General features: G+C 58.7%; 31 protein-coding genes. 11 read left to right on the forward strand and 20 right to left on the reverse strand.

Features of this window, described 5'->3' with window-relative positions; all coding sequences use genetic code 11:
* The first annotated feature begins 270 nt into the window (after nucleotides 1-270).
* The gene (locus I9184_RS17190; protein WP_209835267.1) at nucleotides 271-1,935 is read left to right on the forward strand and encodes a hypothetical protein; all 1,665 of its coding nucleotides are present in this window, start codon (nucleotides 271-273) and stop codon (nucleotides 1,933-1,935) included.
* 334 nt (nucleotides 1,936-2,269) lie between these two features.
* Here the strand turns inward: I9184_RS17190 and I9184_RS17195 are convergent, their stop codons facing one another.
* A complete protein-coding gene (locus I9184_RS17195; RefSeq protein ID WP_152457022.1) occupies nucleotides 2,270-3,079 on the reverse strand; it encodes a division plane positioning ATPase MipZ in 810 nt (269 codons plus the stop codon).
* A 217-nt stretch (nucleotides 3,080-3,296) separates the two neighbouring features.
* On the opposite strand from I9184_RS17195, the gene I9184_RS17200 reads away from it, so the two are divergent.
* Both I9184_RS17200 and I9184_RS17205 read left to right on the forward strand, forming a co-directional pair.
* The gene (locus I9184_RS17200) at nucleotides 3,297-4,184 is read left to right on the forward strand and encodes an AEC family transporter (RefSeq protein ID WP_209835268.1); all 888 of its coding nucleotides are present in this window, start codon (nucleotides 3,297-3,299) and stop codon (nucleotides 4,182-4,184) included.
* Between the two features lie 77 nt (nucleotides 4,185-4,261).
* Nucleotides 4,262-5,869 (forward strand): MFS transporter, encoded by a 1,608-nt coding sequence (locus I9184_RS17205; protein ID WP_171724820.1) that lies wholly within the window; start codon nucleotides 4,262-4,264, stop codon nucleotides 5,867-5,869.
* Here I9184_RS17205 and I9184_RS17210 read toward each other — a convergent pair.
* The 3 genes from I9184_RS17210 to rplS form a co-directional block, all read right to left on the reverse strand.
* Nucleotides 5,866-6,093: a hypothetical protein gene (locus I9184_RS17210; protein ID WP_171637644.1), complete on the reverse strand. Its 228-nt coding sequence runs from the start codon at nucleotides 6,091-6,093 to the stop codon at nucleotides 5,866-5,868. The two genes, I9184_RS17205 and I9184_RS17210, sit on opposite strands and share 4 nt — an antisense overlap.
* A gap of 174 nt (nucleotides 6,094-6,267) precedes the next feature.
* Complete coding sequence (gene rpmE / locus I9184_RS17215) at nucleotides 6,268-6,489, reverse strand: 50S ribosomal protein L31 (RefSeq protein ID WP_050605278.1); 222 nt, start codon at nucleotides 6,487-6,489, stop codon at nucleotides 6,268-6,270.
* Between the two features lie 11 nt (nucleotides 6,490-6,500).
* The gene (gene rplS / locus I9184_RS17220) at nucleotides 6,501-6,884 is read right to left on the reverse strand and encodes a 50S ribosomal protein L19 (RefSeq protein ID WP_152457026.1); all 384 of its coding nucleotides are present in this window, start codon (nucleotides 6,882-6,884) and stop codon (nucleotides 6,501-6,503) included.
* Nucleotides 6,885-7,254: 370 nt separating this feature from the next.
* On the opposite strand from rplS, the gene I9184_RS17225 reads away from it, so the two are divergent.
* Nucleotides 7,255-8,055, forward strand: coding sequence for a GH25 family lysozyme (locus tag I9184_RS17225; RefSeq protein WP_209835269.1), 801 nt, complete (start codon nucleotides 7,255-7,257; stop codon nucleotides 8,053-8,055).
* On the opposite strand, the gene I9184_RS17230 is transcribed toward I9184_RS17225, so the two are convergent.
* The 12 genes from I9184_RS17230 to ffh all read right to left on the reverse strand — a co-directional run bounded on the left by I9184_RS17230 (nucleotide 8,052) and on the right by ffh (nucleotide 15,445).
* Nucleotides 8,052-8,477 carry a hypothetical protein gene (locus I9184_RS17230; protein ID WP_209835270.1) on the reverse strand — a complete coding sequence of 142 codons (426 nt, stop codon included), beginning with the start codon at nucleotides 8,475-8,477 and terminating at the stop codon, nucleotides 8,052-8,054. The two genes, I9184_RS17225 and I9184_RS17230, sit on opposite strands and share 4 nt — an antisense overlap.
* Nucleotides 8,478-8,610: 133 nt before the next feature.
* Nucleotides 8,611-9,420, reverse strand: coding sequence for a tRNA (guanosine(37)-N1)-methyltransferase TrmD (gene trmD / locus I9184_RS17235; protein ID WP_209835271.1), 810 nt, complete (start codon nucleotides 9,418-9,420; stop codon nucleotides 8,611-8,613).
* Nucleotides 9,417-10,232, reverse strand: coding sequence for a hypothetical protein (locus I9184_RS17240; protein ID WP_171724823.1), 816 nt, complete (start codon nucleotides 10,230-10,232; stop codon nucleotides 9,417-9,419). Before I9184_RS17240 ends, trmD begins: the two co-directional genes overlap by 4 nt.
* Complete coding sequence (rimM, locus tag I9184_RS17245) at nucleotides 10,232-10,735, reverse strand: ribosome maturation factor RimM (protein WP_171120329.1); 504 nt, start codon at nucleotides 10,733-10,735, stop codon at nucleotides 10,232-10,234. Before rimM ends, I9184_RS17240 begins: the two co-directional genes overlap by 1 nt.
* Nucleotides 10,728-10,877, reverse strand: coding sequence for a hypothetical protein (locus I9184_RS17250; protein ID WP_162896811.1), 150 nt, complete (start codon nucleotides 10,875-10,877; stop codon nucleotides 10,728-10,730). Before I9184_RS17250 ends, rimM begins: the two co-directional genes overlap by 8 nt.
* A 6-nt stretch (nucleotides 10,878-10,883) precedes the next feature.
* Nucleotides 10,884-11,519 (reverse strand): 5,6-dimethylbenzimidazole synthase, encoded by a 636-nt coding sequence (gene bluB / locus I9184_RS17255; protein ID WP_209835272.1) that lies wholly within the window; start codon nucleotides 11,517-11,519, stop codon nucleotides 10,884-10,886.
* A 12-nt stretch (nucleotides 11,520-11,531) separates the two neighbouring features.
* Nucleotides 11,532-11,921, reverse strand: a complete 390-nt coding sequence (gene rpsP, locus I9184_RS17260) for a 30S ribosomal protein S16 (protein WP_010437590.1) — start codon at nucleotides 11,919-11,921, stop codon at nucleotides 11,532-11,534.
* A gap of 96 nt (nucleotides 11,922-12,017) precedes the next feature.
* The gene (locus I9184_RS17265; protein WP_170344783.1) at nucleotides 12,018-12,314 is read right to left on the reverse strand and encodes a chorismate mutase; all 297 of its coding nucleotides are present in this window, start codon (nucleotides 12,312-12,314) and stop codon (nucleotides 12,018-12,020) included.
* Nucleotides 12,311-12,850, reverse strand: coding sequence for a GNAT family N-acetyltransferase (locus I9184_RS17270; RefSeq protein WP_209835273.1), 540 nt, complete (start codon nucleotides 12,848-12,850; stop codon nucleotides 12,311-12,313). Before I9184_RS17270 ends, I9184_RS17265 begins: the two co-directional genes overlap by 4 nt.
* The gene (locus tag I9184_RS17275) at nucleotides 12,847-13,398 is read right to left on the reverse strand and encodes a GNAT family N-acetyltransferase (protein ID WP_209835274.1); all 552 of its coding nucleotides are present in this window, start codon (nucleotides 13,396-13,398) and stop codon (nucleotides 12,847-12,849) included. The genes I9184_RS17270 and I9184_RS17275 overlap by 4 nt, the downstream gene beginning before the upstream one ends.
* Nucleotides 13,395-13,907 (reverse strand): GNAT family N-acetyltransferase, encoded by a 513-nt coding sequence (locus I9184_RS17280; protein WP_209835275.1) that lies wholly within the window; start codon nucleotides 13,905-13,907, stop codon nucleotides 13,395-13,397. Before I9184_RS17280 ends, I9184_RS17275 begins: the two co-directional genes overlap by 4 nt.
* 41 nt (nucleotides 13,908-13,948) lie before the next feature.
* On the reverse strand, nucleotides 13,949-15,445 hold the full coding sequence (gene ffh / locus I9184_RS17285; RefSeq protein ID WP_171120316.1) for a signal recognition particle protein: 1,497 nt from the start codon (nucleotides 15,443-15,445) through the stop codon (nucleotides 13,949-13,951).
* A gap of 251 nt (nucleotides 15,446-15,696) precedes the next feature.
* Here ffh and I9184_RS17290 point away from each other — a divergent pair, with 251 nt between their 5' ends.
* Nucleotides 15,697-16,584: a sulfotransferase domain-containing protein gene (locus I9184_RS17290; RefSeq protein ID WP_209835276.1), complete on the forward strand. Its 888-nt coding sequence runs from the start codon at nucleotides 15,697-15,699 to the stop codon at nucleotides 16,582-16,584.
* On the opposite strand, the gene I9184_RS17295 is transcribed toward I9184_RS17290, so the two are convergent.
* Entirely contained in the window at nucleotides 16,581-17,105 is a 525-nt protein-coding gene (locus I9184_RS17295) for a hypothetical protein (RefSeq protein ID WP_171637622.1), read from the reverse strand. The genes I9184_RS17290 and I9184_RS17295 overlap by 4 nt on opposite strands.
* A 279-nt stretch (nucleotides 17,106-17,384) precedes the next feature.
* Between I9184_RS17295 and I9184_RS17300 the strand changes: the two genes are divergently transcribed.
* Complete coding sequence (locus tag I9184_RS17300; RefSeq protein ID WP_171637620.1) at nucleotides 17,385-17,915, forward strand: prolyl-tRNA synthetase associated domain-containing protein; 531 nt, start codon at nucleotides 17,385-17,387, stop codon at nucleotides 17,913-17,915.
* On the opposite strand, the gene I9184_RS17305 is transcribed toward I9184_RS17300, so the two are convergent.
* Nucleotides 17,916-18,653 (reverse strand): aspartate/glutamate racemase family protein, encoded by a 738-nt coding sequence (locus tag I9184_RS17305; protein ID WP_171724833.1) that lies wholly within the window; start codon nucleotides 18,651-18,653, stop codon nucleotides 17,916-17,918.
* A 70-nt stretch (nucleotides 18,654-18,723) separates the two neighbouring features.
* Nucleotides 18,724-19,305, reverse strand: coding sequence for an NAD(P)H-dependent oxidoreductase (locus I9184_RS17310; protein WP_171724834.1), 582 nt, complete (start codon nucleotides 19,303-19,305; stop codon nucleotides 18,724-18,726).
* A gap of 120 nt (nucleotides 19,306-19,425) precedes the next feature.
* Between I9184_RS17310 and I9184_RS17315 the strand changes: the two genes are divergently transcribed.
* The 3 genes from I9184_RS17315 to I9184_RS17325 all read left to right on the forward strand — a co-directional run bounded on the left by I9184_RS17315 (nucleotide 19,426) and on the right by I9184_RS17325 (nucleotide 21,755).
* Nucleotides 19,426-20,304, forward strand: a complete 879-nt coding sequence (locus tag I9184_RS17315; protein ID WP_152457042.1) for a LysR family transcriptional regulator — start codon at nucleotides 19,426-19,428, stop codon at nucleotides 20,302-20,304.
* A complete protein-coding gene (locus tag I9184_RS17320) occupies nucleotides 20,301-21,215 on the forward strand; it encodes a DMT family transporter (protein ID WP_209835277.1) in 915 nt (304 codons plus the stop codon). The genes I9184_RS17315 and I9184_RS17320 overlap by 4 nt, the downstream gene beginning before the upstream one ends.
* A gap of 126 nt (nucleotides 21,216-21,341) precedes the next feature.
* Nucleotides 21,342-21,755, forward strand: coding sequence for a universal stress protein (locus I9184_RS17325; RefSeq protein WP_209835278.1), 414 nt, complete (start codon nucleotides 21,342-21,344; stop codon nucleotides 21,753-21,755).
* Here I9184_RS17325 and I9184_RS17330 read toward each other — a convergent pair.
* Nucleotides 21,752-22,087, reverse strand: coding sequence for a metalloregulator ArsR/SmtB family transcription factor (locus I9184_RS17330; RefSeq protein ID WP_170344797.1), 336 nt, complete (start codon nucleotides 22,085-22,087; stop codon nucleotides 21,752-21,754). The two genes, I9184_RS17325 and I9184_RS17330, sit on opposite strands and share 4 nt — an antisense overlap.
* Before the next feature lie 231 nt (nucleotides 22,088-22,318).
* Between I9184_RS17330 and I9184_RS17335 the strand changes: the two genes are divergently transcribed.
* Both I9184_RS17335 and I9184_RS17340 read left to right on the forward strand, forming a co-directional pair.
* Nucleotides 22,319-22,651, forward strand: a complete 333-nt coding sequence (locus I9184_RS17335) for an AtpZ/AtpI family protein (protein WP_152457046.1) — start codon at nucleotides 22,319-22,321, stop codon at nucleotides 22,649-22,651.
* A 2-nt stretch (nucleotides 22,652-22,653) separates the two neighbouring features.
* Nucleotides 22,654-23,412 (forward strand): F0F1 ATP synthase subunit A, encoded by a 759-nt coding sequence (locus tag I9184_RS17340; RefSeq protein WP_171637610.1) that lies wholly within the window; start codon nucleotides 22,654-22,656, stop codon nucleotides 23,410-23,412.
* The last annotated feature ends 26 nt before the right edge of the window (nucleotides 23,413-23,438 follow it).

Genomic DNA, 23,438 nt, shown 5'->3' on the forward strand with positions numbered 1-23,438 from the left:
ATCAGACCGTCCGCACGGGACGGTAGCTGTTTTGAACACAAATGCCACTTCCTTGAGGCTCCGGCGCCTGCCTGCGTGGCAAACTGCACGTTCCTGCTAACCTGAGAAAAAGATCAGTGAAGTGCGAACATGTTGCCACCCGAGTTCAATCCCATGTATGAACGTTCCCGTAGCTCTCTGAGTGCTTAATTTATAGGAACTTTTTACGGGACCGGGATTCTTCAGTTGGGCTTATCGGAAAATGACATTCGGGCGCAGTTGCACCGCCTTTTGAAGCATCAAGATTTCACCGCCACACCCCAGCGCCGCGCTTTTCTGTCTTATATCGTGGATGAGTATCTGGCCGGGCGCGCGGACCAAATCAAAGGCGTGTCCATCGCCATGTCCGTTTTCGGCCGGGATGAAACCTTCGATCAGCAAATTGATCCGATTGTCAGGCTTGAAGCGAGGCGACTGCGTCAAGATATAGACGGCTACTATGCTGGGCCCGGCCGATCAGATCCCATTCGATTGACCATTCCCAAGGGCGGCTATGCCCCAAGGTTTGAAAGCGTTGCCTCCCCGGCGGAACCAGTACCGGCACAGCCTGCGCCCCCTCTTGTTTCCGGCTTCGGCCCCCGGCGATTTTTCAGGGCTGGATTGGCTGTTTTCGGGGCTTTGGTACTTTGCGCCTTGATCTGGGTTTCTTTTTTTGCGTCGCCCACAAAAACGGCTCAGCTCTCGGTTCAGCCGTTGCCGCAGGGTCCTGTGGTTGCGGTACTGCCATTCGACACTCTGGGTGAGGGGCCAAGCTATTTCGCCGATGGCATTACACAGCAACTGACCAGCGAGCTGGTCCGGTTTCGTGATATTTGGGTTCTCCCTTTGGGCAGCGTGCGGAGGTTTTCGCAAGGGGGCACGGATTCACAAGCTTTGCGCGCAGAGTTCGACGCGGATTTCGCGCTGGAAGGCAGTGTCATGGACATGGGCGACACGGTAGAATTGTCTGCCCGTCTCATAGACCTCAAGAGCCAGCGCTACATCTGGGTTCACGAATACAAGGTTGGCAGCTCACCCAGTGACATCTATGCCGCGCAAGACATGGTCATACAGGATGTGATCGGAAAACTTGCGGGTAAATACGGTGTTCTTACGCAAGACGCGATGAAGAAGGCGGCGCGCACCCCGCCCGGAAACCGTGATGCCCTTGACTGCGTGTTGAGTTACTACAGCTATCAGGTCACAATCGATCTTGATCGGCACCACGCAATCAAGGCCTGTATCCTGAGAGCGCTTGAACAAAACCCCGACTATGCCGAAGCGTGGGCAGTACTGTCCAACCTGTATCTTCAACAAGTCCGGTTTAGTCTTGGCGGAGACCGCCAAGATCTTTTTGCCGCCGCGGATGCGGCTGCGCGTCGGGCGGTGGAGATTGATCCAAATTTGGCTGCCGGGCATTTGATGCTGGCCAACATGCGCTTTGTTCTTGGCGATATTCAGGGGTTTCGCCAGGCGGGTCAGGTCGCAATTGATCTGAGCCCGAATGACACGGCTGTTCTGGCGCATTACGGAATGAGATTGGCCTTCAGTGGCGAATGGGACGAAGGGCTGACCTTCGTGGAACGGGCCATCGCCCTGAACCCGGTCCATCCGCACTGGTATCGTTTCCCGCGTGTCATTTATGAGTTCGATCAGGGAAACCACCAGCGGGCCCTGACAATTCTGGATCAAATCGACATGCCGAACTTCTTTTGGACGCATCTGTGGGGGGCTGCCTTGAATGGTGAGTTGGGGAATCAAGAAGCGGCCCAGGCGTCATTGAATGAACTGCGGGCGCTACAGCCAAATTTCGCATCAAAGGCGCGGGACATTTTTTCAATCTGGCAATTCGATGACTCGTTTCAGAGGAAACTGATGAACAGTCTTCGTAAAGCCGGCCTGCAAGCCGAAGCTTGACGACATCTGACCGAAGGAAATCTTCGAAGCCGGGAATTCTGAATGCCGTCGCCCCCGAGCCGTGCCGAGGTGTCGGCGGCGGGCTCGACCGTCACGTCGCCGAAGATCAGCCGCAGCTGACCGCCCGGCTTTCACCGCATCCGGCCACCGACGAAGCCCGCTCTCGGAGATCCCTTCGCCATGCGATCCGGGAAATGCAGTCTGAGCATCCAACGCAAAACGTACTCTCCGTCATGAGATAGACATCGCCTCGCGGGCCGGCCGGGGCGAGCAGTGTGACGCTCAGCCGCCGCGCAGCTCACTTTGTCGGCATGGCGGTCGCCGGGACAGCTGATCAGAAATCAATCTCTACACCCGGCAGGTTCAGCTCTTTCATCATGTCACGCAATTCCTGCCGGGCGGCGATGTTCGAGATGTTCAGCTGTTTGACGCCTATGTCCTTCAGGTCCAACAGGGTCAGGCCGCGCGGGAACAGTTCGCGGAAGATAACCCTCTCGGAAAAGCCCGAGGCGACGCGGAAGCCGATGCGCTGGGACAGCATTTCGATCGCGCGTTGCATCTTTTCCTTGTTGACCATGCGCTGCGTACCGACCCGGTTGCGGACAACGACCCAGTCGATCGGCTTCAGCCCCGCCTGTGCCCGCAGTTGACGAGCGTTCCAGACCATTTCGGAATAGACGGACGGGCCAAGGATTTTTTCGCCCTTCGAGTCGATCCGCGCCAAAAGGTCGAAGTCAATGAAGCTGTCGTTCAACGGGGTGATCAGGGTGTCGGCCAGCGAATGCGCCACCTGACTCAGACGGGTGTGAGACCCCGGGCAGTCGATCAGAATAAAGTCGCTGTCGCTTTCCAGCTGGGATACGGCAGCAGACAGGCGATGGTCATAGATGTTCTCGCCCGGTTTCAACGTTGCGGCATCGATCTCGGGCAGGTCGTGATGGCGCGGGCTGGGAAGGGTCAGGTCCGAGCTCTTGAGGAAGTTGTTGCGGTTCTCGAAGTATCGTCCCAGACTGCGCTGACGCAGATCCAGATCCAACGTGCTGACCTTGTGTCCCAATCGGGCCAGCGCGGTCGCCACATGCATCGACACGGTCGATTTGCCTGCGCCACCCTTTTCGTTCCCGACCACAATGATATGTGCCATGCTTGTATTCCCAAGTCCCGCCGTGCTTCACTACACGTTGTTGTCAGCCACTATATGTTGTGTCGGCGGCGAAGGAAAGAACCTCAAGCGGCGCTTTCGGGCAATATCAGACTCCAATCGGGAAAACCCAACGCCGTGCACGGGTTACACAGGGCGCTTGCCATTGCAATGGCACTGATTCACTGTCGACAAACGGTTTCGGCAAGGAGTTTTTTGCTTGGAGCACCTGTTCCTGAATGTTTTGAACGTGGTTCTGCCTGTCCTGATCTGCGCTGGTATTGGCTATGTTCTTGCCGTGATTCAGGCGCCTTTCGACAACAAGGTCATTGGCGGGATCGTCTCAAAAGTCGGCTATCCGACATTGATCATTTCTCATCTGTCGAGCACCAAACTGGCCGTGGGCACGTTTCTTGACATGATGACCGCCGCTGCCCTTGCGGTGGCCGGTTTCGGGGTGTTGGGGTATGTCGGGCTCAAGGTTCTTCGCTTGCCGGTGAGGGCCTTTCTGACGCCGTTGATGCACGGGAATGTCGGCAACATCGGCCTGCCAATCACTTTGCTGGCGCTGGGCGATGCAGGTATGGCCTATACCATGGCGTTCGTGGTGGTTGTGCTGATCAGCATCTTCACCGTCGGCATGTGGATCCCGGCCGGAGAATTCTCGCCCAGGAAACTGGCGACGTCCCCGATTATTTATGCCGTGGGCCTCGCCCTGATCCTGATGGCAACGGGGCAGAGCCTGCCGCAACCGGTCGCAAAGTCCTTTGACATTTTGGGTGGATTGTCCATCCCGCTCATGCTGCTGACCCTGGGGCATACGCTCGCTACGCTGCGTGTGAAAAGCCTGGGTCGCGCGGTTCTGCTAACGGCCCTGCATCTGGCGATGGCGGTTGCAATTGCCAGTGTTCTGATCTGGTTGTTTGGTTTCACGGGAACCGAGCGGGGTGTGCTGATCCTGTGTTGCCTGATGCCTTCTTCCGTGGCGACTTATCTGTTTATCGACCAGCATGTTCCGGAATACGGGCCGGATGTGGCGGGGTTCATTCTTGTCTCGACGCTCGGTACTGTGCTGGTGCTGCCCGTTGCGCTGTCTTACTGGATCTGACGCAACTCTATGCGCAGGGCCAGAAATCGTTAAACTGATGATGATTGTATTTAACATTCTTCGTCAGTGGGTGTTTTATGGCCGATGAGAGCTCGGCAAGTGTATCTCCGCAGTCCCGCGCCCGCGTGGTGCTGGCCATGACGGCCATCTGCATGATGGTCGTGGGGTTCAACACCACCGCTGTGTCCACCATATTGCCCAATCTCAGGGCCGAGTTCGATTTGACCCCGTCGGGTTTGCAATGGGTGATGGCCACGTATTCCGTGACCAGCGCCACACTTGTCTGCATCGTCAGCCGGCTGGGTGACATTACCGGCAAGATGGGCGTGTTCTTTTTTGGCATGATCGTCTTTGCAATCGGGTCTGCCTTTGCCCTGTTGGCGCAGGATGGGGCGATGCTGCTTATCGGGCGCGGCGCGCAAGGCGCGGGCGCGGCTGCTTTGTTCGGCACGTCCCTGTCACTGTTGACGGCGGCCACGCCTGAAGAGCAGCGCGCCAGCGTTACCGGCGTCTGGGGGGCGATTGTCGGTCTGGCGATCGGTGTCGGGCCCATCGTCGGTGGCGCTTTCGGCCACTATGTCAGCTGGCGCGCCGTCTTTGCAGCCGACCTGGTTCTGCTGGCTGTGGCCTTTGCCATCGGGCTGCATGTCAGCAAACGGAAATACGTTCCCGATACCCGCCTTGCCGGGGCAAAGTTCGATTATGCGGGGGCCGTTGCCATTCTGTTTTTCCTCGGGCCATTGTCCTTTGCGCTCAGCAACGGGGAAAGCGGCGGGTGGACTTCGCCTTTGACACTGGTGCCCCTGGTCGTGGCGGCCGTGTCGACAATTGCCCTTGTCATCGTATCCCGCCGCAGCGACGATCCTTTGATCGAGCTTCGGTACTTTCGCCATCCGCGTTATCTGATGGCTGCGGCGGGGATGTTCTTTACTGGCTTCACGCTGTTCTGCTTCTTCGTCTATTTCAATACATTCGTCCAATCGCCCGATGCCTTTGGGTATTCGTCCATCGGTGCGGGGCTGGCGATCATGCCGCTCAGCCTCAGCATGTTTTTGATATCGGCCACCGCACCCCGCTTTCTTGCCCCCTACAGCTTTCAATGGCCGATCGCCATTGGCCTGGGGGCGATGGCCTGCGGGTTCCTGCTGCTGATGGCAACAACGAACACAACGCAGTTTTCCGAAATCTGGTGGAAGCTGCTGATCGTCGGTGTCGGGTTGGGCATCTGCTTTTCGCTGTTGCCACGTCTGGGTCTGCGCCTGCTGCCCGAGCAGCATGTGGGGCAGGGTTCTGGGGTCATCAACGCCTGTCTCTACTTCGGAGCAACCCTTGGTGCCGTGGTGGGCGGTCTGGCTGAAGCGATTACCAGACGCCGAGGTCTGTCCGAGGTGATCGACGCGTTGCCTGCCGGGTCAACCCAGCGCGAGAATCTGGCCCATGCGCTGACACACGGAACGCCGAACCAGATACAGCAATTGATCTCGGGGATGGATCCGACTGCGGGAGACACATTGGCGAAAGCCCTGCGGGATGTGCAGGACAACGCCTTTGACAATGCCATGTTGGTTGCCGCGATTGCGGCACTGGCCGGAATGACACTGGCGCTGATGTTGTTGCGCGGGCCGGTTCCCCCTGTACACAGTGCGGCGGAATTGACCCGCAATCCGCGACAACCAAGCCCCTAACCGCCGAGGTAAACCCCTTTCTGCGGGCGAAAAAAGACCTTCTGATCGTGTAGCTTGCCCAGAAGTTCGTGAATGCGCCTCAACGTGTCTTCCCGGTCGGTCCTGCTGTCCTCTGGTTCATCCGAAGCAACATGTGACAACGAAGCGATCGAGTCGCGCAAAGCCGTTTCAATCAGATCCATATCATCGACTGAAAGCTCGATCATGTCATTGTACTGGGGCATGTCCGGATCTCCGTGGAAGCTGAGCGTTGGTCAACCGGAGTGTAGCATCCCTGGGCCTTTGCCAAAACGCATCTTGTTCGGTTAGTCCGGTTTCGCGTCCATAAGACACATGGAAGCTTCCAACAAAAAGGCCGCCCCCAAGGGACGGCCTTTCGAAATCGAAACCGGTCAGACTTAGAAGCCCAGACCTTCGTATTTCTTTTTGAACTTCGACACGCGGCCGCCGGCGTCCATCAGGCGCGACGAACCACCAGTCCATGCAGGGTGCACGGAGGGGTCGATTTCCAGAGCCAGCTGGTCGCCTTCGGCGCCCCAGGTGGATTTCATCTGAACCACGGTGCCATCGGTCATTTTGACGTCGATGACGTGATAATCGGGATGGATGTCTTTTTTCATCTTTCCGTTCCTTACGCTTCGGCGCCAGCCTTGGGCTTGTAGTTCGTGACCTCTGCGATACGTGCGGATTTACCGCGGCGGGTGCGCAGATAATACAGTTTGGCGCGACGAACGCGGCCACGGCGGACAACGGTGATGCTGTCGATGTTGGTCGAATACAGCGGGAACACACGCTCCACGCCTTCGCCGAACGAAATCTTGCGAACGGTGAACGAACCGGCAATGCCATTGCCGTTGTTGCGCGCGATGCAGACGCCTTCGTAGTTCTGCACACGGGTGCGCGACCCTTCGGTCACCTTATAGCCGACACGAATGGTGTCACCGGCCTTGAAGTCGGGGATGTCTTTCCCCAGGGCGGCAATCTGTTCCGCCTCAAGCTGTGCGATAAGATCCATCGCAGGTACTCCTATATGCTCGTGGTTGGCCCACGAAGTTTGGGCACGGCCTGAGAGCTCTTGGTCTTCACCGGGTCCTGCATGCAGCCCGCCAGAGGTCAGATCGAATGTTCCTTTGGTCTGGTTTGATCTGACACATCCCCGCCGAAGAAAGCCGGGCTTTAAGCCGATAATCAAACCAAAACACCGGAGTCGCAGCATGCGGCACCGGATTGCGGTCGTTTAAGGGTATTGAGTGCCGGGATCAAGAACAAATCGTATGGCGAAGCAGTGGGAATCCGCCTTTCGAAAATCCTACCGTTGCCACAGCGGTCAGATCAGGCATTCTGAAGGAAATTGAAAGAGCAGAAATTTCAGACAGGACCCCATGATGCGAATTGCACTTATGCTGACGATTGCAGCCGCTTTGCTTATGTCGTGCGGACGCGGCGGCCCGAAACCGCAGGTCGTGGAGCCCACGCCTGGCGTGGACAGGACGGCACCGTCCGTAATCTATCCTGATTTTGGGGACGCCGATCCGCATGAGTGGGAAGGCCGTCACCCTGGCTTGTATCCGATCCACGGGCTTGACGTCTCGCGCTGGCAGGGACCGATAGACTGGCGTACGGCCAAAGCTTCGGGCGTAAGCTTTGCATTTCTGAAAGCAACCGAAGGCGGCGATGTGGCGGATCCATTGTTCGGCGACCACAGGCGCGGTGCTCAGGCAGCGGGCGTGCCGTGGGGGGCTTATCATTACTATTATTTCTGCCGATCGGCCCAGGAACAGGCGCGTTGGTTCATTCAGAACGTCCCGAAAGGGGCAGATCTGCCGCATGTTCTTGACATGGAGTGGACGCCGCATTCCAAGACCTGCACGTTGCGGCCCGATGGCAGAACCGTCCGCGCCGAAGCGCAGCGCTTTCTGGACATTCTCGAAGGGCATTATGGCCGGCGTCCCATCGTCTATACGACAGTGGATTTCTTTGCGGATACGGATATCGGGCGTTTGCCCAAAACCGAGTTCTGGTTGCGATCCGTCGCAGGCCATCCGCGTCAGGTCTATCCCCGCACAGTCTGGCGGTTTTGGCAATACACCGGCACCGGGCTGGTGCCGGGGGTTCAGGGCAGGGTGGACATCAACACGTTCAACGGCACCCCAGAAACTTGGGCCAGCTGGAAAGCGCGCCGCTAGTTTTTGGCTGTTCCGTAGGTTTCGATAGTGCCGCCCCCGACCAGGTGGTCCAGCCGCCGTTCGCGTTCATCACCAAAGGCGTTGCGCACCCAGAACGATTCACCCGCGGTCAGTTCGCGCCGCTCGAAACCGCGTGCGCGCAGGCAGCGATCAACCTGATCGATTTCGCCCTGTTGGCGCAGCTCGTCCTGAAATGGCGCGGTGACCGCAGGCCCGATGATGATGCCCCAAAGCAGGATATTGGTTGCATAACCGCCAATTACGGCGCTGTTGCCGCCCTCGTCAGCTTCCTGAGAGCAGGAATCAACGGCAACCTTCGCAGAGTGCAGATTGTGACCGGCTTGCGTCGGAACGGACATCCCAAGCGGTTTGGTGGTACAGGCGGAGGCAACCAGGAACGTGCCTAGCAATAGCTTTTTCATAATGCCTTCTATTTCACTTCTTATTACCCAAAAACCAATGGGGCATGGAAGTGAATAAGTTTAGGTGTGTTCAACTTCAAATGGCATTCTGACAAACATCGAAACTGAGGCATCCCGGCCACAACGAGCGGGTCTAGTCCTGGGTTTCCGATGTGGCTTTGACATATTCCGCCCAGATATCAAGACGCCGTTCGCGCGTGATGTCTTCTGCCATTTTATGCCGCCATTCCGCGATCCGGCCATGATGGCCCGACATCAGAACCTCGGGGATCGGGCGCCCTTTCCAATCTGCGGGGCGGGTATACTGGGGGTGTTCCAGCAAACCCGAGGCAAAACTTTCCTCTTCTGTCGAAGCCTGATTTCCAAGCACTCCGGGAATCAGCCGTACCGTGGCATCGATCAGGGCTTGTGCCGCGATTTCGCCGCCGGTCATGACGAAATCACCCAACGATACCTCTTGAACGCCGTAATGTTCCAAAACGCGCTCGTCAACGCCTTCAAAACGACCGCACAGAAGGGTCATGCCGTCACAACGGGCAAGATTCTGCATCATGCGCTGGTCCATGCGACGCCCGCGCGGGCTGAGGTAGATCAGCGGCCAGTTTCCTTGAATGCCTGCCATCGCATGTTCGATCGCGTCACCCAGAACATCGGCCCGCAGAACCATGCCCGCGCCACCCCCGGCCGGGGTGTCATCAACATTGCGATGTTTGCCTATTCCGAACTGTCGCAGATCCACTGTTTCCAGTTGCCAAAGCCCCTCCTGCAAGGCCTTGCCTGTCAGGCTTTCACCCAGAACACCGGGAAAGGCGGACGGGAACAAAGTGATGATCTTGGCTTTCCAGACCCCGTGCAGATCAGGGCTCGGCGTCATCAGCTCGCGTGGTTTCAGGGAAGGACGGATCGCCTTGCGGCCGTGGGATCTGCTGGGTTTCTCTGTCATGTCTGGCGGGCCAGTTCGTTCTGTGCGGATTGAATCAGTGCTTTCTTCTGGGTGATCATGGCGGCGTCGTCCAGCGAGGATCGGTTCAGCGCCAAGATTTCCTGTAGCACATCGTCTGAAAATGTTGGCGTGCCATGTGCAGGCCCGACAAGCTGTGACGAAAGCTCGGGTGGCAGGTTCAAAAATTCGGCCAACGGCGCACCTGCACCAAGGCGGTGGTTCTGCAACGCTTCCATCCACTCTGTTCTGACCGTGACGGATGGCAGCCGATTCCGGACCGCATCAGCAGTTTCCTTAAGGGATGGCAAATGGGCAAGTTCGGAGGAAAAGGCGTCCAAATCCTGCACCATGCGTGATTTCTGCAAGTCGTGTGCCCACAGGCTCCGCAGCCATTGATCGCGGGCGCGCAAGGATATGTAGATCGTGATGTCGGTTTCATGACCCAGAAACCGACGCCGCACGACGCTGACCAGAGTTTCCGCCAGTTCCGGTGCAGCACCGTATCCTTCTCGCTTGTTTCTGCTGGGGCGCAAGCCTGCGAAATTCTCTTCGCTCAGGATCAACCCCCGGCGTGCGCCGAAATCCAGATCGTCCAGAAACGCGTGCAGGTGGCTTCCAAAACCCGCCAATGTGGAATCCAGCCGGTAAAGCGAGTGACGCGTGGCGCTCTCGCTCAAGCCGCTGTTGCGCGTTTTGTAGGGCAGTACCAACGCGAAGCGCGGCCAGATCAGTTTCCGGTTTTCATGGAGGAAGGACTGTGCTGCGGTCATGCCTGTCTTGTGCAGGCCCAGATGCAGCAGGACCCGACGCATCAGATCAGGCCTTCGGGCGGGTCGGCCACGATACGGCCTTGTTCCAGATCCACCGTGGGTACAACTTGCATCGTGAAAGGCAGCAAAACCGTGGTTTTCAGGCCCGGCCCGTGCAATTCCAACAAGTCCGCGGCGCCGTGGTTCTGCACCGATTTGACCTTGCCCAGCAAGGTGCCTCCGGTGTCATAGACATCCAGCCCGATCAGATCGTTGTGGTAGAATTCATCATCGGGCAGCGACGGCAGCTGATCGCGCCTTGCATAAAGGCGCAACCCATTCAGGGCATCCGCCTGTTCCTTGGTTTCAACGCCACCAAGGCGGGCCGCGAATCCGTTTTTGATGGCGCGCGTCAATACCACCGGATAACGCTCTTTGCCCGCTTCATCGGTCAGCGGCGAATAGGTCTCGATATCTTCGGGAACGGCGCAAAAGCTTTTCAGCCTCACCTCGCCTCGCACACCGTAAGCCCCCGCAATGCTGCCGACGCAGATCAGATCACTCATTGGCTGCCCCAGTCGTCAAACATATCCCGTTTCTCCATTCGCCAAGCCCGTTGCAGGCTTCACGCTGGTTGTTGCGCTCGAAGAACACGCCCACAATAAAGGCGATCAACAGCAGAATGGGAAGTCGTATCAATCCGAACATGAGGCCTTACCTTGTTTCGATCGTCAGGCCCTGCGCCCGGGTTTCCCAGCCGACCTGTTCCAGTTCAGGTGTATCCGACATCTGTTCCGGCCGGCCGACACAGAAATAGCCGATCAGGCGCCAGGTTTCAGGAGCATTCAGATCGCGCTTCATCTGGTCGGGATCCAGAATGGAAACCCAGCCCAGCCCCAGCCCTTCGACCCGAAGTGCAAGCCAGAACAAAGTGATCGCCGACACGACAGAGTAGCGCCGCATCTCGGGCATCGTGCCGGCGCCAAGCCCCAGCCCTTTTTCGGTGCTGTCGTCGCAGAAGACGGCCAGTTGCACAGGCGCTTCCTGCATCCCGGAAAGCTTCAGACTGCTGTATAGCTGCGCCTTGTCCCCCGAGTAGCCCGCCAAAGCGTTGTCATTGGCGGTGCGAAAATTCTTCAGCGCTGCGGCCTTTGCCGCTTCGCTTTCGACGCGGATCACGCGCCAGGGTTCGCTGAGCCCCACTGAAGGGGCCAGTCGAAATGCGTCGAGGCAGCGCGCCAGCACTGCCTCGTCAATCGCATCGGTGCGGAACCGGCGCACATCGCGCCGGAGCCGCATCAACAGATCGAACTGCGTGCGAAAATCGTCGGTAAAAGCCTGATCCCGCACGTGCCCGCCTGCTTATTCTTCTGCCGCAGCTTCTTCAGCCGGTGCAGCAGCAGCTTCAGCCGCCTCAGCAGCTTTGGCCGCTTTTTCTTCTGCGCGTTCCTGAGCTTTCTTGCCCGGAGTACCCTTGTTGGGGTTGTTGCGCTCGGCCTTGTCGCGTGCGCCAGCAGCTTCCAGCATGCGTGCGATCCGGTCGGTGGGCTGTGCGCCCTGATCCAGCCAGTACTGGATGCGCTCCATGTTCATTTTCACGCGCTCTTCGCTGTCTTTCGGCAGCAGCGGGTTGTAGGTGCCCAGCTTTTCGATGAAACGACCGTCGCGCGGCATGCGGCTGTCAGCAGCCACGATGCGGTAGAAGGGACGCTTTTTCGAGCCGCCGCGGGCGAGACGAATTTTCATTGCCATGGTGGTATCTCCTTTGAATGGCATCACGCCAGAGGCGTGTCTTTGTTTGAGCCGGCGTGGGTGCCGGTTAGTTCTGGTGTTTGTTGAACCGGAGGTTCACTCTTGATGCTTCCGGTGGTGTCGGATGACTTCCTGAATGATGAAATTCAGGAAAGCCTTGGCGAAATCGGGGTCCAGATCGGCCTCATTCGCCAGGTCTTCTAACCGTGCGATCTGCGCAGCTTCGCGCGAGGGATCGGACGGGGGAAGGTCGTGTTCGGCCTTGAGCTTGCCAACGGCCTGCGTGTGCTTGAACCGCTCGCCGAGCGTGTAGACGAGGATCGCATCCAGCCTGTCGATGCTTTCGCGATGCTCTTTCAACAGCGTGGCAGCCTGTGTCACGGGGTTGGTCATTGGCCGGTCCTTTCGGTGGTCAAGTCAATCTGCGGATGGCGCCAGATCTGAGCGAGCTTGCCCAGAAGTTCGGCATTCTCAAGCTCCAGCGTTGCACCAAGCCGTTCAGCCAAAGCGCGCGAACGATCATTTGCATGGGCGATGTAAGAGATCACACCATTCAGGCCCTGATGCCGGGCGGCATGATCACGCGCAGCCGATGCAGCTTCAAAGGCCAGCCCCTTGCCTTCGGCTTCTTCCATCAGGGTCCAACCCAGTTCCGGTTCGGCCCAGCCCGGTACGTAGATCATTCCGGCCCAGCCGACGAATGTGCCGCCGGCCTTTTCGGTCAGGTGCCACAGGCCATAACCCCGCAACGCCCAATGACCCAGCCGGTTCGACAGAGAGCTCCAGCATTCGAACGAATCCTTCGGGCCGCCCACCATATGGCTGCGCTCGGTCGCGAAGAATGCGGTCATTGCGGGCAGGTCATCCAGATGCGGCGCGCGCAGGATCAGGCGTTCGGTTTCAATGGTGGGAATGGTGAAAGAGGTCATGCGTATGCCTCCATTCCGCCATTCACCAGATCCGAGGGCGCCGGGTGCCGCCAGATTTCGGATTTTCCGTACTTGGGGTGGTCATAGTGATACTCGAACTGCGCGCCCAGACGCTTGGCCACGGCCTTGCTGGCGTGATTGTCCAGGTCGATCAGTGAGATCGCGGTTTCCCAGCCCAATACATCATAGGCGTAGGCGCGTGCGGTCAGCGCGGCCTCGGTCGCATAGCCCTTGCCGGTGGCGTGGTTCAACAGGGTCCAGCCAACTTCGGGTTCCGGCCAGCCTTCGGGAAACCAAAGCCCGATCCGCCCGACATAGGTGCCGGTGTCTTTTTCATCGACGCTCCAATACCCATAGCCGCGCAAAGCCCAGTGCCCCAGCAGCGAGGCGACCACCCGCCAAACCTCATCCCTGCGCAGAGGGCCGCCGACGAACTTGGCCGCATCGCTTGCAAAGAAGGCAGTGTCCGCATCGACATCGGCCTCGGACGGCGCGCGCAGGATCAGGCGTTCGGTTTCCAGCGTCGGGATCGGCAACGCGAATGTCATGCCTGCACCTCGCGGTAGCGCCAGACATGCTGGGTTGGCCCAAAAGCGCTTTCTGCATCGGCATCACGCGCTGCGCCCAGTCGTTGGGCAAGCGCGTTCGAACGGGCGTTGGATTGCGAAACATAGCTTACGAACTGCCCCGATCCCAGCAGGTCAAATCCGAAATCACGCACGGCGGCGCAAGCTTCGGTGGCATAGCCCTGCATCCGGTGTTCAGCGCCGAACATATAGCCAAGTTCCGGTTCGTGATCGTCCCATTCCAAGCCCAGAACGACGAAGCCAATGGCCTGATCATTTCCTTTGAGCGTGACCGTGAACAGGCCGTGACCATGCAGAAGCCAGCCCGCGGTATAATAGGAAAACTCGGTCCACGCGGCTTGCGCGGTGTCACCAAAGCTGTCTTTGCAGATCGACGTCCACACCGGCAGGTCGTCCAGTGTGGGCACGCGCAGTACCAGCCGCCGGGTCTGAATGACCGGCAGGGCTGCGCGATATTGCGCTGCTGCCATCGCCGCCTTTCCGGACGGGGGCTGGGTACAGCGTGCGGGGGTCACTTTTTCTTTCCGAACCCGCTCAGGCCCGGAGGCAGACCCATGCCGCCGCCCAGACCGGGCATTTTGCCACCCATGGCCTTGGCCGCCTGTTCCAGCGCCTTGGGGTCCATGCCTGCGGCCATCTCCTCGGGGCTGGGGCCGCCTTTGCCGAACATGCCTTTCATGGCCTGTTTCAGCATCTTGCCTTTGCCCATCTTGCCCATCTTCTTCATCATGTCCGACATCTGCCGGTGCATCTTGAGCAGCTTGTTGAGGTCGCTGACCTCCATCCCGGACCCCGCCGCGATGCGTTTCTTGCGGCTGGCCTGAAGGATCTGCGGGTTGGCGCGTTCGCGCTTGGTCATCGACTGGATCATGGCGATCTGCTGGCGCAGAATCCTGTCGTCCAGACCGGCCTGATCCATCTGCTTGGCCATCTTGCCCATGCCCGGCATCATACCCATCATGCCCTGCATGCCGCCCATCTGGATCATCTGTTCCAGCTGCATTTTCAGGTCGTTCATGTTGAACTGACCCTTGACCATGCGCTTCATCATGCGCTCGGTCTGTTCCATCTCCATCGTTTCCTGGGCCTTTTCGACCAGGGCAACGATGTCACCCATGCCCAGAATCCGACCGGCGATCCGGTCCGGCTCGAAGGTTTCGAGCGCGTCCATCTTCTCGCCCAGACCGACAAAGCGGATCGGCTTGCCGGTGACTGCGCGCATCGACAGCGCCGCACCACCGCGCCCGTCGCCGTCCATCCGCGTCAGAACCACGCCCGAGATGCCGACCTTGGCGTCGAACTCTTCAGCGACCTCGACGGCGACCTGCCCGGTCAGGCCGTCAACCACCAGCAGCGTCTCGCGCGGGTCAACGGCGTTGCGGACCTGTTCGACCTCATCCATCAGGACTTCGTCGATGTGCAGACGACCCGCGGTGTCGAGCATGTACACGTCGTAGCCACCCAGCGTCGCCTGCTGTTTGGCGCGCTTGGCAATATCGACAGGTTTCTGGCCGGGAACGATCGGCAGGGTGTCCACCCCGATCTGAGTGCCCAGAACCGCCAGCTGATCCATCGCCGCTGGGCGGTAGACGTCCAGCGAGGCCATCAGGACCTTTTTGCCCTCTTTCTCTTTCAGACGTTTCGCCAGCTTGCCGGTGGTCGTCGTCTTACCCGAACCCTGCAAGCCGACCATCAGGATCGGTGCGGGCGGGTTGTCGATCTTCAGCGCGCCAGGGTCTTCCTCGCCACGCAGGGTGTCAACCAAAGCGTCATGCACGATCTTGACGACCTGCTGACCGGGGGTGATCGACTTGGTGACTGCCTGACCGGTGGCCTGGCTTTGAACTTTCTTGACGAATTCCCTTGCAACCGGCAGTGAGACGTCGGCCTCAAGTAGGGCAACGCGGACCTCACGCAGGGCGGTTTTGACGTCTTCCTCGGACAGGGCGCCCTGTTTGGTCAACCGGTCGAAGACGCCAGAGAGGCGTTCGGATAGATTTTCAAACATGCCTGCGGCCTCCTTAGCCGGTTCTGATTTGGCGCCCCTTAGATAAGGGCAGACGGGTCAATGCACAAACGCCCCCACGGGCGAAACTCGCTGGTGGGGGGCGATCCCTGAACGACTCAAGGGACCGGAAGATCGAGAGGCTTCCGGATGTTTGGCGATCATCTACGCCTCTGGGCCGTGTGAGTCAAGATAAGCTATGTGAGTGTCACATTGCGGGCTATTCTGCGTGATTGAAGCTGAGGGAGGAGGCGATGAAGAATGGTCTGCCGCGAAAGACGACCGACTATGTCGGCGAAGTGACCAACACCGATATATGGTCCGGATTCGAGATCCGGCCCAGCGACGTTTTTGTGTGCACACCGCCCAAATGCGGCACCACTTGGACGCAAACACTGGTGCGCATGCTCATCACCGAAACGGCCGACCCCAGTGTGTACGACAACAGGGTCTCACCGTGGCTTGATTGCAGTTTTCGCGATCGGGTGGCGCAGGCGGATGAACTGAGCGCGCAAAGCCATCGGCGCTGTATCAAGACACATACCCCGCTTGATGGCATCTTGTTCTCGCCAAATGCGCAATATCTGGTTGTTCACCGCCACCCGGTTGACGTTCATTTTTCAATGCGCCGCCATGTCGAGAATATGAAGCATGACTGGCTTGATTACCTGTTCCCCGACGATCTGTCGGAAGCTTTCGACATGTTTTTGAACCGGCCCGCGTCGTCCAAGGGCACAGATGACCTGACCCTCAGATCGATCATTCATCACTTCCATTCCTTTTGGATGTATCGCGACCTGCCAAACATCCATTTTCTGCACTATGCCGAGCTCAGCCGGGATCTTCCGGGACAGGTCGCGCGGCTTGCACGGATCATGGACATCGAAATTAACCCGGATCTGGTCAAGGACATAGCCGGGGCCGGCAGTTTCGGATCGATGAAAAACAATGCCATACGTCTGGAGCAAACCCCCGGATTCACCAGCGGTTTTCACGACTTTGCGCAGTTCTTCTCTTCGGGCACAAGCAACAAGTGGGAAGGCAAGCTGACCGAGCAGGACATGGCGCGATATGACTCCTGCATGTCCCGGCTGGTCTCAGCCGAAGAACGATTGTGGCTGGAACGCGGCCTGACCTCTTAATTCGTCCCGACTGCGCGACGGTCTTGGCCGGGCTTAGATGGAAGCCAGTCATTCACCGCCTCGGCCAACCGGCGAGAGCCGGAGCCGCTGGAAAACGCTTCGACAATGGGATGGCGGCCCGCGCTCATGCCTTTCTCAAGAACAAGGACCGGGCGATACAGCGTCGAGGTGCCGTTTTTGCTTCGGGATGTCGTGCTTTCGATTTCTGCGTGGGACAGGTTGGACAGTTTGTGTTCAACCGCTTCGTAACCAAAAACCGATTGGCGGCGGATCAGGATACTGTCCTTGTTCCGATCCAGAATGATCTGAACCCGTCTTACGAAAACGCAAAACGCACCAAACCCAAGACCTCCTCCGCCAAGGGCGAAGATCAGGCCGAACCAGATGCCTTCGCCGCCCGTGCTCATCAGAAAAATACCGGGGCCGACAAAGGCCAGAATGAAAATGACCAACGTGATACCGATGAACCAGGGCGTATTGGCGATGATCAGTTGGTTCGGGGTGTCTCGGGTCACTTTCATGGCGGTACGCTAGCACCGTTCCAACACCCTGTTCCAGTTTGTTTCATCACCGTCTTGCGTGAAATCAGGCGGAAACGCGCGGGGCAAGGACAGCACCGTCCTTGATCTCGGGCAGTGTGGTTGGCGAGGTCAAGGCCAGGTTCGGCACGCCAGACACTGACTGCGCCAGTGATGCGCGCGATTTTCATTCGGGCGGGTGTCACCCTGGCAATTGTATGTCCCGCGCTTGAATTCCAAGCTTTGTTGCGCGATGAGCAATCCCAAAAAAGCGAGGGCTTCATGGACGCTTCATCCACCTATCAGGACACGTTGCCGCTGAGTTCGGACGCATTGCTGGCGCAGATGGAAGATTGGGGGCTGACCTATCGCCTGCATACCCATGTGCCATTGCGTACGGTCGAGGATGCAAAGGCGGTCGAAGACCAGTTCATGACACCGGGAGAGAACGCGCTGAGGGTCAAGAACCTGTACCTGCGCGACAAGAAAAAGCGCAACTATCTGGTGACCTTGGAACAAAGTCGCGAGATTGATCTCAAGGCTTTGGGGGCCGAGTTGGGCATAGGCAACCTGTCCTTCGGCTCGGCGGACCGGCTGTTTCAGAATCTCGGCATACGCCCCGGCGCGGTCAGTCCGCTGGCGATGATCAACGGTGTTCAGAATGATGTCAGGTTCTTCATGGATGCGGCGGCACAGCAGGCCGAGGTGATTTACATGCACCCCCTTGTCAACGACCGCACCGTGGCCCTGACGCGGGCCGACATGATGGCCTTTTTCGAGCGCATCGGCTGCGCGGTCACGTGGTTGCCCTGATTACATCAGCGCCTCTTTCAATGCGGCGGCAACATGCGCGGCTGACGGGTTGACGAACAGATGCCCGTCAGCTTCGAACACCGGATCGTCCAGGTGGTTCGGAAAAGCCAGTGGAAGCTCGGTACAGGCCAGCAGGATCGCGGTTCCGGGGCTGGCGTGCTTGTCGCAAAACGCCAGCAGACGAGCGCGGGCCGTGTCGGTTGCACCACCATAGAAATCACTGTCGATCATGGCCTGCATCTGGGAAATCTCGGGTTCGGGCAACCGTTCATTCGCGGTAATGCCTTCGGCGGCCAGTCGATCCGCATAGTTGGTGGCCTGCATCGTCACGGTTGTTCCCAGGACCAGAGCCCGTGATGCGCCGGTACCTGCCGTCGCCTCGGCGGTTGCGTCAAAGATGTTGAGGATCGGCATCGAGACACCCTGCCGTATCGCGTGAAGCCGCGCATGGGGGGTGTTGGACGCGATAATGCCAAAATCGCACCCGGCGCGTTCGAGAGTCAGCAGGGCGTCGCGGAACACCGCGTCAAAATCCGCCCAGCTTGCCTCATCACCGGCGACACCGCGCAGGGCGCGCGTTCTGGCCTGCGTAACGGATTCGATGGTCATCGGTGGGATTGGCAAAGGCGAACCATGGCCGCGTTCCGCGTGATAACGCCCGGCCCCTTCGGCAATCGCCCGGTAATAATCGACGGTCGAGGCCCAGCCCACACCGCCCAGAATGCCGATTTTCTTCATGTGGCCCATCCAGTCTGCCTGTTTGCTCGCATGCAGACTGGACGTTTCCACGCTCGTTGGCCAGAGGCGATCAGGCTGCAAGCTCCGCAACCGCCTTGTGGGCATTTTCCAGCGCCGCATCCGGGTTCACGGCCATCTGATCCGCGGCGATGACGTCGATGTCATGAATGCCGATGAAACCCAGAACGTGGCGCGCGTAATTGGTGGCGAAATCAGCTTCGGATCCGACGGGAACACCGCCCGATGCGATGGCCAGAATCGCACGTTTTCCTTCCAGCAGGCCTTTGGGGCCGTTTTCCGTGTAGGAAAAGGTCAGGCCCGCGCGCGCCACGAGGTCGACCCAGGCCTTGAATGCGGCTGGCACCGAAAAGTTGTAGATCGGCAGGCCGATGACGATGGTGTCGGCCTCTTGCAGTTCGGAAACGAGTTCGTCCGACAGGGCCAGCCGGTCGCGCTGTAGATCGTCGCGCTGCTCGGCGGGGGTGAAATTGGCGGCGATCCAGTCTTCTGTCAGCAGGGGCAGGGGGGTGGCCAGATCGCGGCGGATGATACGGTCTGCGCCCAGTTGCTTGACCACACGGTCAGACAGATCGCGCGTGGTCGAGTTCACGCGGCGGGCGGATGAGTCGATGTGAAGGATCGTTTTGGTCATTGTTTTGGTCCTTTTGGTCAGGGGAATCTTGTCCTGCGCCCAATATGATTGTTGCGCTGATGAACAAAACTCGGATACATCAACAGTTATTGTTGGAAATTGCACAGTGACGACATTGCCATGGATAATTGGGATGAAGTGAGAACCGCCTATCAGGTGGCACGCATGGGGACGGTCAGCGGCGCGGCAGAGGTTCTGGGTGTTCACCACGCCACCGTGATCCGTCACATTGATGCGATCGAGGCGCGATTGGGTGTCAAACTGTTCCAGCGCCATGCCCGTGGGTATACGCCGACCGAAGCAGGCGACGATCTGTTGCGCGTGGCACAGGCGACCGAAGATCAGTTCAACCAGCTTGTCGGCCGGATGAAGGGACGCGGAGACGATGTCTCGGGTGAATTGGTCGTGACATCCCTGGGGTCTCTTGCCCCGTTGGTGGTGCCGACGCTCACCGCGTTTCAAAAGATGCATCCGGACCTGATCGTGCGATACCTGACGGGCGACCGGCTGTTCCGGTTGGAATACGGTGAGGCGCATGTGGCGATCCGCGCCGGATCGGCCCCTGATCAACCCGACAATGTCGTCCAGCCTTTCCGACAAGAGGAAGTTGGTCTTTATGCCAGCGCCTCGTACATCGAACGGTTCGGCAAGCCATCCGGAATCGAAGATTTTGCACGCCATCACTTCGTCAGTTCCGATGATGAGACCAGCCGCGCGCCGTTCACACGCTGGCTGCGCGCGACGGTACCCGCCGATCGCATCACCTTCCGCTGTACCAACAACTTCTGCATGCGCGAGGCCGTCCTGGCCGGTGCCGGCATCGGCTTCATGGCCCGTTGGGAGGCTGCCCGCCACGACAATCTGGTCGAGGTGATTGATCCGCTGCCGGAATGGTTCGGCAATTTGTGGCTGGTGACCCACGTGGATTTGCACCGCACCACCAAGGTACAGGCCTTTCTGAGCTTTCTGAAAGAAGAAGCCAAAGGCTGGCAGCCATGAGCCCGCAGATGCGTGGCCATCTGGCCATGCTTGCCTTTTCAGCCCTTGTGGCAGGCAGCTTTTCGCTGGGGTCCATGATCGCCAACGAAATCGCGCCAGCCGCCCTGAATGCGGTTCGCTTTGCGATTGCCGCTGCCGTGATTGGTTTGGCCGCCTTGGCGACAACCGGCCTGCCGCGCAGCGCCGCGCAGGCCCCTTGGCGCTATCTGGTGCTCGGGGCTTTGTTCGCCACCTATTTCGTCCTGATGTTCTATGGGTTGCGAACCGCCCCACCTGTCAGTGCGGCGGCGGTGTTCACCCTGACACCAGTTGTCTCTGCCATGGCCGGTTGGGTCTTGTTGCGCCAGATCACGACTCCGCGCATGGCGCTGGCCCTGACCATTGGCGCCGTGGGGGCGCTTTGGGTGATTTTCCGGGCCGATTGGCACATGTTCCGCGCCTTTGAAATCGGTGGCGGCGAAATCATCTATTTCTGGGGCTGCGTCGCCCATGCGATCTATACGCCCATGATACGCAAGCTGAACCGAGGAGAGCCCGCCGTGGTATTCACCTTCGGTACGCTGGTCGCCGGGTGTCTGTTGTTGGTCGTCTTCGGCTGGTCGGACCTGATGGCAACCGATTGGGCCGGGCTTCCGGCTATTGTCTGGATCGGTCTGTTCTATATTTCGTTATTTGCAACGGCAGCCAGCTTCGTGCTGGTGCAGTTTTCTTCTTTGCGGCTGCCGTCGGCCAAGGTCATGGCCTATACCTACCTGGTTCCCAGCTGGGTCATTCTGTGGGAGATCGCGCTGGGCAAAGGCGTGCCAACCGGTTTGATCCTGGGTGGTGTGGCGCTGACAATCATCGCCCTGCTGATGTTGTTGAAAGAGGAAGTCCCGCCCTCGGTGCCTGTTCGCCGCGCCGTGGAATAAGCCATGTCTTCGCTGGAAAAACCCGACAGATCCTAGATGCATTCCAGAGGTGGAATTTGTTGAGCCAGATCAAGGCGCCCCTGCGGGCTCTTCCATAACCTCTTTGGCAGGCAAATGGAGGAGATCATGTTCAAACATATCATGTTGCCGGTTGACCGGCATCTACCGCCCGAAGTTCGCAAAGCAGCCGATGTTGCCGCGCAGGTTGCAAAATGGCAGGGCGCCAAAATCACTCTGGTCAGCGTTACCGGGGCTCATATGGGTGAATCCTCGGAAACCGAGGCCGAGATCGACAAGGACTTGGCGGAGTTCACCGAACAGTTGGCCGCAGAAAGTGGATCAGACGTTTCCATGCGCAAAATCCACTCGGTCGACGTTGCCGCAGAGGTGGACAGCGATCTGACCCGCGCGGCCGAGGAGATCGGCGCAGATCTGGTCATTGTCGGCACCCACGCGCCCCGGATCACCGACTATATTTTTTCCAGCCACGCCGGTTATCTGGCGAAACACGCCAGCATGTCTGTTTTTGTGGTGCGCTAGGCCTCGCCCGACTTTGGCAGTTCAGCTTCCAGAAACCGTTCGAACGCGTCCAGATTGACGGGCTCGAATTGTCCGAACCCCTGCATCCAGACCGAAGCGGCGCGCAAGGCGTCGGGTTCCAGCTTGCACCATTTTACCCGCCCGCGTTTTTCCTGACTGATCAGACCGGCCTTGGTCAGTATGACCAGGTGTTTGGAAATCGCCGCCAGCGACATCTCGAACGGTTCGGCCACATCCGTCACCGCCATGTCATCCTCCAGCAGCATCGCCAGAATGGCGCGGCGGGTGGGGTCGGCGAGGGCTGCAAAGACGGTGTCGAGATCGTTGGACATGCGTCCGCTCAACCATAGCTGCCGGGATTGGTCAACCATTTGGTTGAATATGTGGATTCAGGGCTTTGGCGGCACAACGGTGGCCCTCGAAACCAATGACACGCCCTGTGGGTTCTGAAAATCATAGAATTTTCAATGCTTTAGGCTGCGTCAATGAGGGCATTCAAGGTCGTTGACTCTGGGCGCTTCGCGCCTTAGCACCATGCCCAAGATTGTACGAGGGAAACGCCCGTGACCGATGATGACCAAAAGCAGCGTATGGCGCAGCTTGAGGCCAAGATCGAAGCGGCGAAAAAGGCCAAAGCGCCAAAGCCTCGTGCGGATGCTGACGTGTCCGGGGGCGAGCTTGCCTGGCGGATGGTCATCGAAATGGTATCCGGTCTGGGGATCGGATTTGGCATCGGATACGGGCTGGACAGCCTGCTCGGGACGATCCCGATCTTTCTGGTGCTGTTTACATTGCTGGGCCTTGTCGCGGGCGTGAAGGTTATGCTCCGCAGCGCGAAAGAGGTTCAAGAGAAACAAACGGCGGCAACGGCTGCCGAGAAGGACGAGAGGGACTGAACGTGGCAACCGAGACCACCGCAGCAGAAGGCAGCAGCCTGGTATTCCACCCGATGGATCAGTTCATCGTCAAGCCGCTGTTCGGCGACGGTGCAGTAGGCATGTTCACGGTCACCAACGTGACCCTGTGGTTGTTCTTTGCGGTGCTGGCCATAATCGCTTTGCTGGTGCTGCCCACTTCGAAACGCGCCATCGTTCCGACCCGTATGCAGTCGGTGGCCGAGCTGGCCTATGGCTTCATCTACAAGATGCTGGAAGACATCTGCGGCAAGGAGGGCGTGAAATACTTCCCTTATGTCATGACCCTGTTCATGTTCATCGTCTGCGCAAACTTCCTGGGGCTGATCCCGACCTCGTTCACCACCACGTCGCATTTCGCCGTGACCATCCCGCTGGCGCTGGCCGTGTTCCTGACCGTGACCGTGCTGGGTTTCGTGAAGAACGGCGCCGCATTCCTGGGCCTGTTTTGGGTCTCCAGCGCGCCTCTGGCGCTGCGCCCGATCCTGGCGCTCATCGAGCTGATCTCGTACTTCGTACGCCCTGTCAGCCACTCCATCCGTCTTGCCGGTAACGTCATGGCAGGTCACGCGGTTATCAAGGTTTTCGCAGGCTTCGCCGCGATTGCCGTGATCTCGCCCGTGTCGGTTCTGGCGATCACTGCAATGTATGGTCTTGAGGTCCTGGTGGCCTTCATTCAGGCCTACGTATTCACCATTCTGACCTGTGTTTATCTGAAAGATGCGCTGCATCCTTCGCACTAAGGTCCGATACCCCAACATCGAAACTT

Origin of the sequence: Ruegeria sp. HKCCE3926, from assembly GCF_017872515.1 — a bacterium.
In the GTDB taxonomy this organism is placed as follows: domain Bacteria; phylum Pseudomonadota; class Alphaproteobacteria; order Rhodobacterales; family Rhodobacteraceae; genus Ruegeria.

Bases quoted from the DNA above. Each gene is read 5' to 3' on its own strand.
- I9184_RS17195 (WP_152457022.1), bottom strand. From the start codon at position 3,079: ATGGCACATATCATTGTGGTCGGGAACGAAAAGGGTGGCGCAGGCAAA.
- I9184_RS17205 (WP_171724820.1), top strand. From the start codon at position 4,262: ATGGCCGATGAGAGCTCGGCAAGTGTATCTCCGCAGTCCCGCGCCCGC.
- I9184_RS17210 (WP_171637644.1), bottom strand. From the start codon at position 6,093: ATGCCCCAGTACAATGACATGATCGAGCTTTCAGTCGATGATATGGAT.
- rpmE (WP_050605278.1), bottom strand. From the start codon at position 6,489: ATGAAAAAAGACATCCATCCCGATTATCACGTCATCGACGTCAAAATG.
- rplS (WP_152457026.1), bottom strand. From the start codon at position 6,884: ATGGATCTTATCGCACAGCTTGAGGCGGAACAGATTGCCGCCCTGGGG.
- I9184_RS17225 (WP_209835269.1), top strand. From the start codon at position 7,255: ATGCGAATTGCACTTATGCTGACGATTGCAGCCGCTTTGCTTATGTCG.
- I9184_RS17230 (WP_209835270.1), bottom strand. From the start codon at position 8,477: ATGAAAAAGCTATTGCTAGGCACGTTCCTGGTTGCCTCCGCCTGTACC.
- trmD (WP_209835271.1), bottom strand. From the start codon at position 9,420: ATGACAGAGAAACCCAGCAGATCCCACGGCCGCAAGGCGATCCGTCCT.
- I9184_RS17240 (WP_171724823.1), bottom strand. From the start codon at position 10,232: ATGCGTCGGGTCCTGCTGCATCTGGGCCTGCACAAGACAGGCATGACC.
- rimM (WP_171120329.1), bottom strand. From the start codon at position 10,735: ATGAGTGATCTGATCTGCGTCGGCAGCATTGCGGGGGCTTACGGTGTG.
- I9184_RS17250 (WP_162896811.1), bottom strand. From the start codon at position 10,877: ATGTTCGGATTGATACGACTTCCCATTCTGCTGTTGATCGCCTTTATT.
- rpsP (WP_010437590.1), bottom strand. From the start codon at position 11,921: ATGGCAATGAAAATTCGTCTCGCCCGCGGCGGCTCGAAAAAGCGTCCC.
- I9184_RS17265 (WP_170344783.1), bottom strand. From the start codon at position 12,314: ATGACCAACCCCGTGACACAGGCTGCCACGCTGTTGAAAGAGCATCGC.
- I9184_RS17270 (WP_209835273.1), bottom strand. From the start codon at position 12,850: ATGACCTCTTTCACCATTCCCACCATTGAAACCGAACGCCTGATCCTG.
- I9184_RS17275 (WP_209835274.1), bottom strand. From the start codon at position 13,398: ATGACATTCGCGTTGCCGATCCCGACGCTGGAAACCGAACGCCTGATC.
- I9184_RS17280 (WP_209835275.1), bottom strand. From the start codon at position 13,907: ATGGCAGCAGCGCAATATCGCGCAGCCCTGCCGGTCATTCAGACCCGG.
- ffh (WP_171120316.1), bottom strand. From the start codon at position 15,445: ATGTTTGAAAATCTATCCGAACGCCTCTCTGGCGTCTTCGACCGGTTG.
- I9184_RS17290 (WP_209835276.1), top strand. From the start codon at position 15,697: ATGAAGAATGGTCTGCCGCGAAAGACGACCGACTATGTCGGCGAAGTG.
- I9184_RS17295 (WP_171637622.1), bottom strand. From the start codon at position 17,105: ATGAAAGTGACCCGAGACACCCCGAACCAACTGATCATCGCCAATACG.
- I9184_RS17300 (WP_171637620.1), top strand. From the start codon at position 17,385: ATGGACGCTTCATCCACCTATCAGGACACGTTGCCGCTGAGTTCGGAC.
- I9184_RS17305 (WP_171724833.1), bottom strand. From the start codon at position 18,653: ATGAAGAAAATCGGCATTCTGGGCGGTGTGGGCTGGGCCTCGACCGTC.
- I9184_RS17310 (WP_171724834.1), bottom strand. From the start codon at position 19,305: ATGACCAAAACGATCCTTCACATCGACTCATCCGCCCGCCGCGTGAAC.
- I9184_RS17315 (WP_152457042.1), top strand. From the start codon at position 19,426: ATGGATAATTGGGATGAAGTGAGAACCGCCTATCAGGTGGCACGCATG.
- I9184_RS17320 (WP_209835277.1), top strand. From the start codon at position 20,301: ATGAGCCCGCAGATGCGTGGCCATCTGGCCATGCTTGCCTTTTCAGCC.
- I9184_RS17325 (WP_209835278.1), top strand. From the start codon at position 21,342: ATGTTCAAACATATCATGTTGCCGGTTGACCGGCATCTACCGCCCGAA.
- I9184_RS17330 (WP_170344797.1), bottom strand. From the start codon at position 22,087: ATGTCCAACGATCTCGACACCGTCTTTGCAGCCCTCGCCGACCCCACC.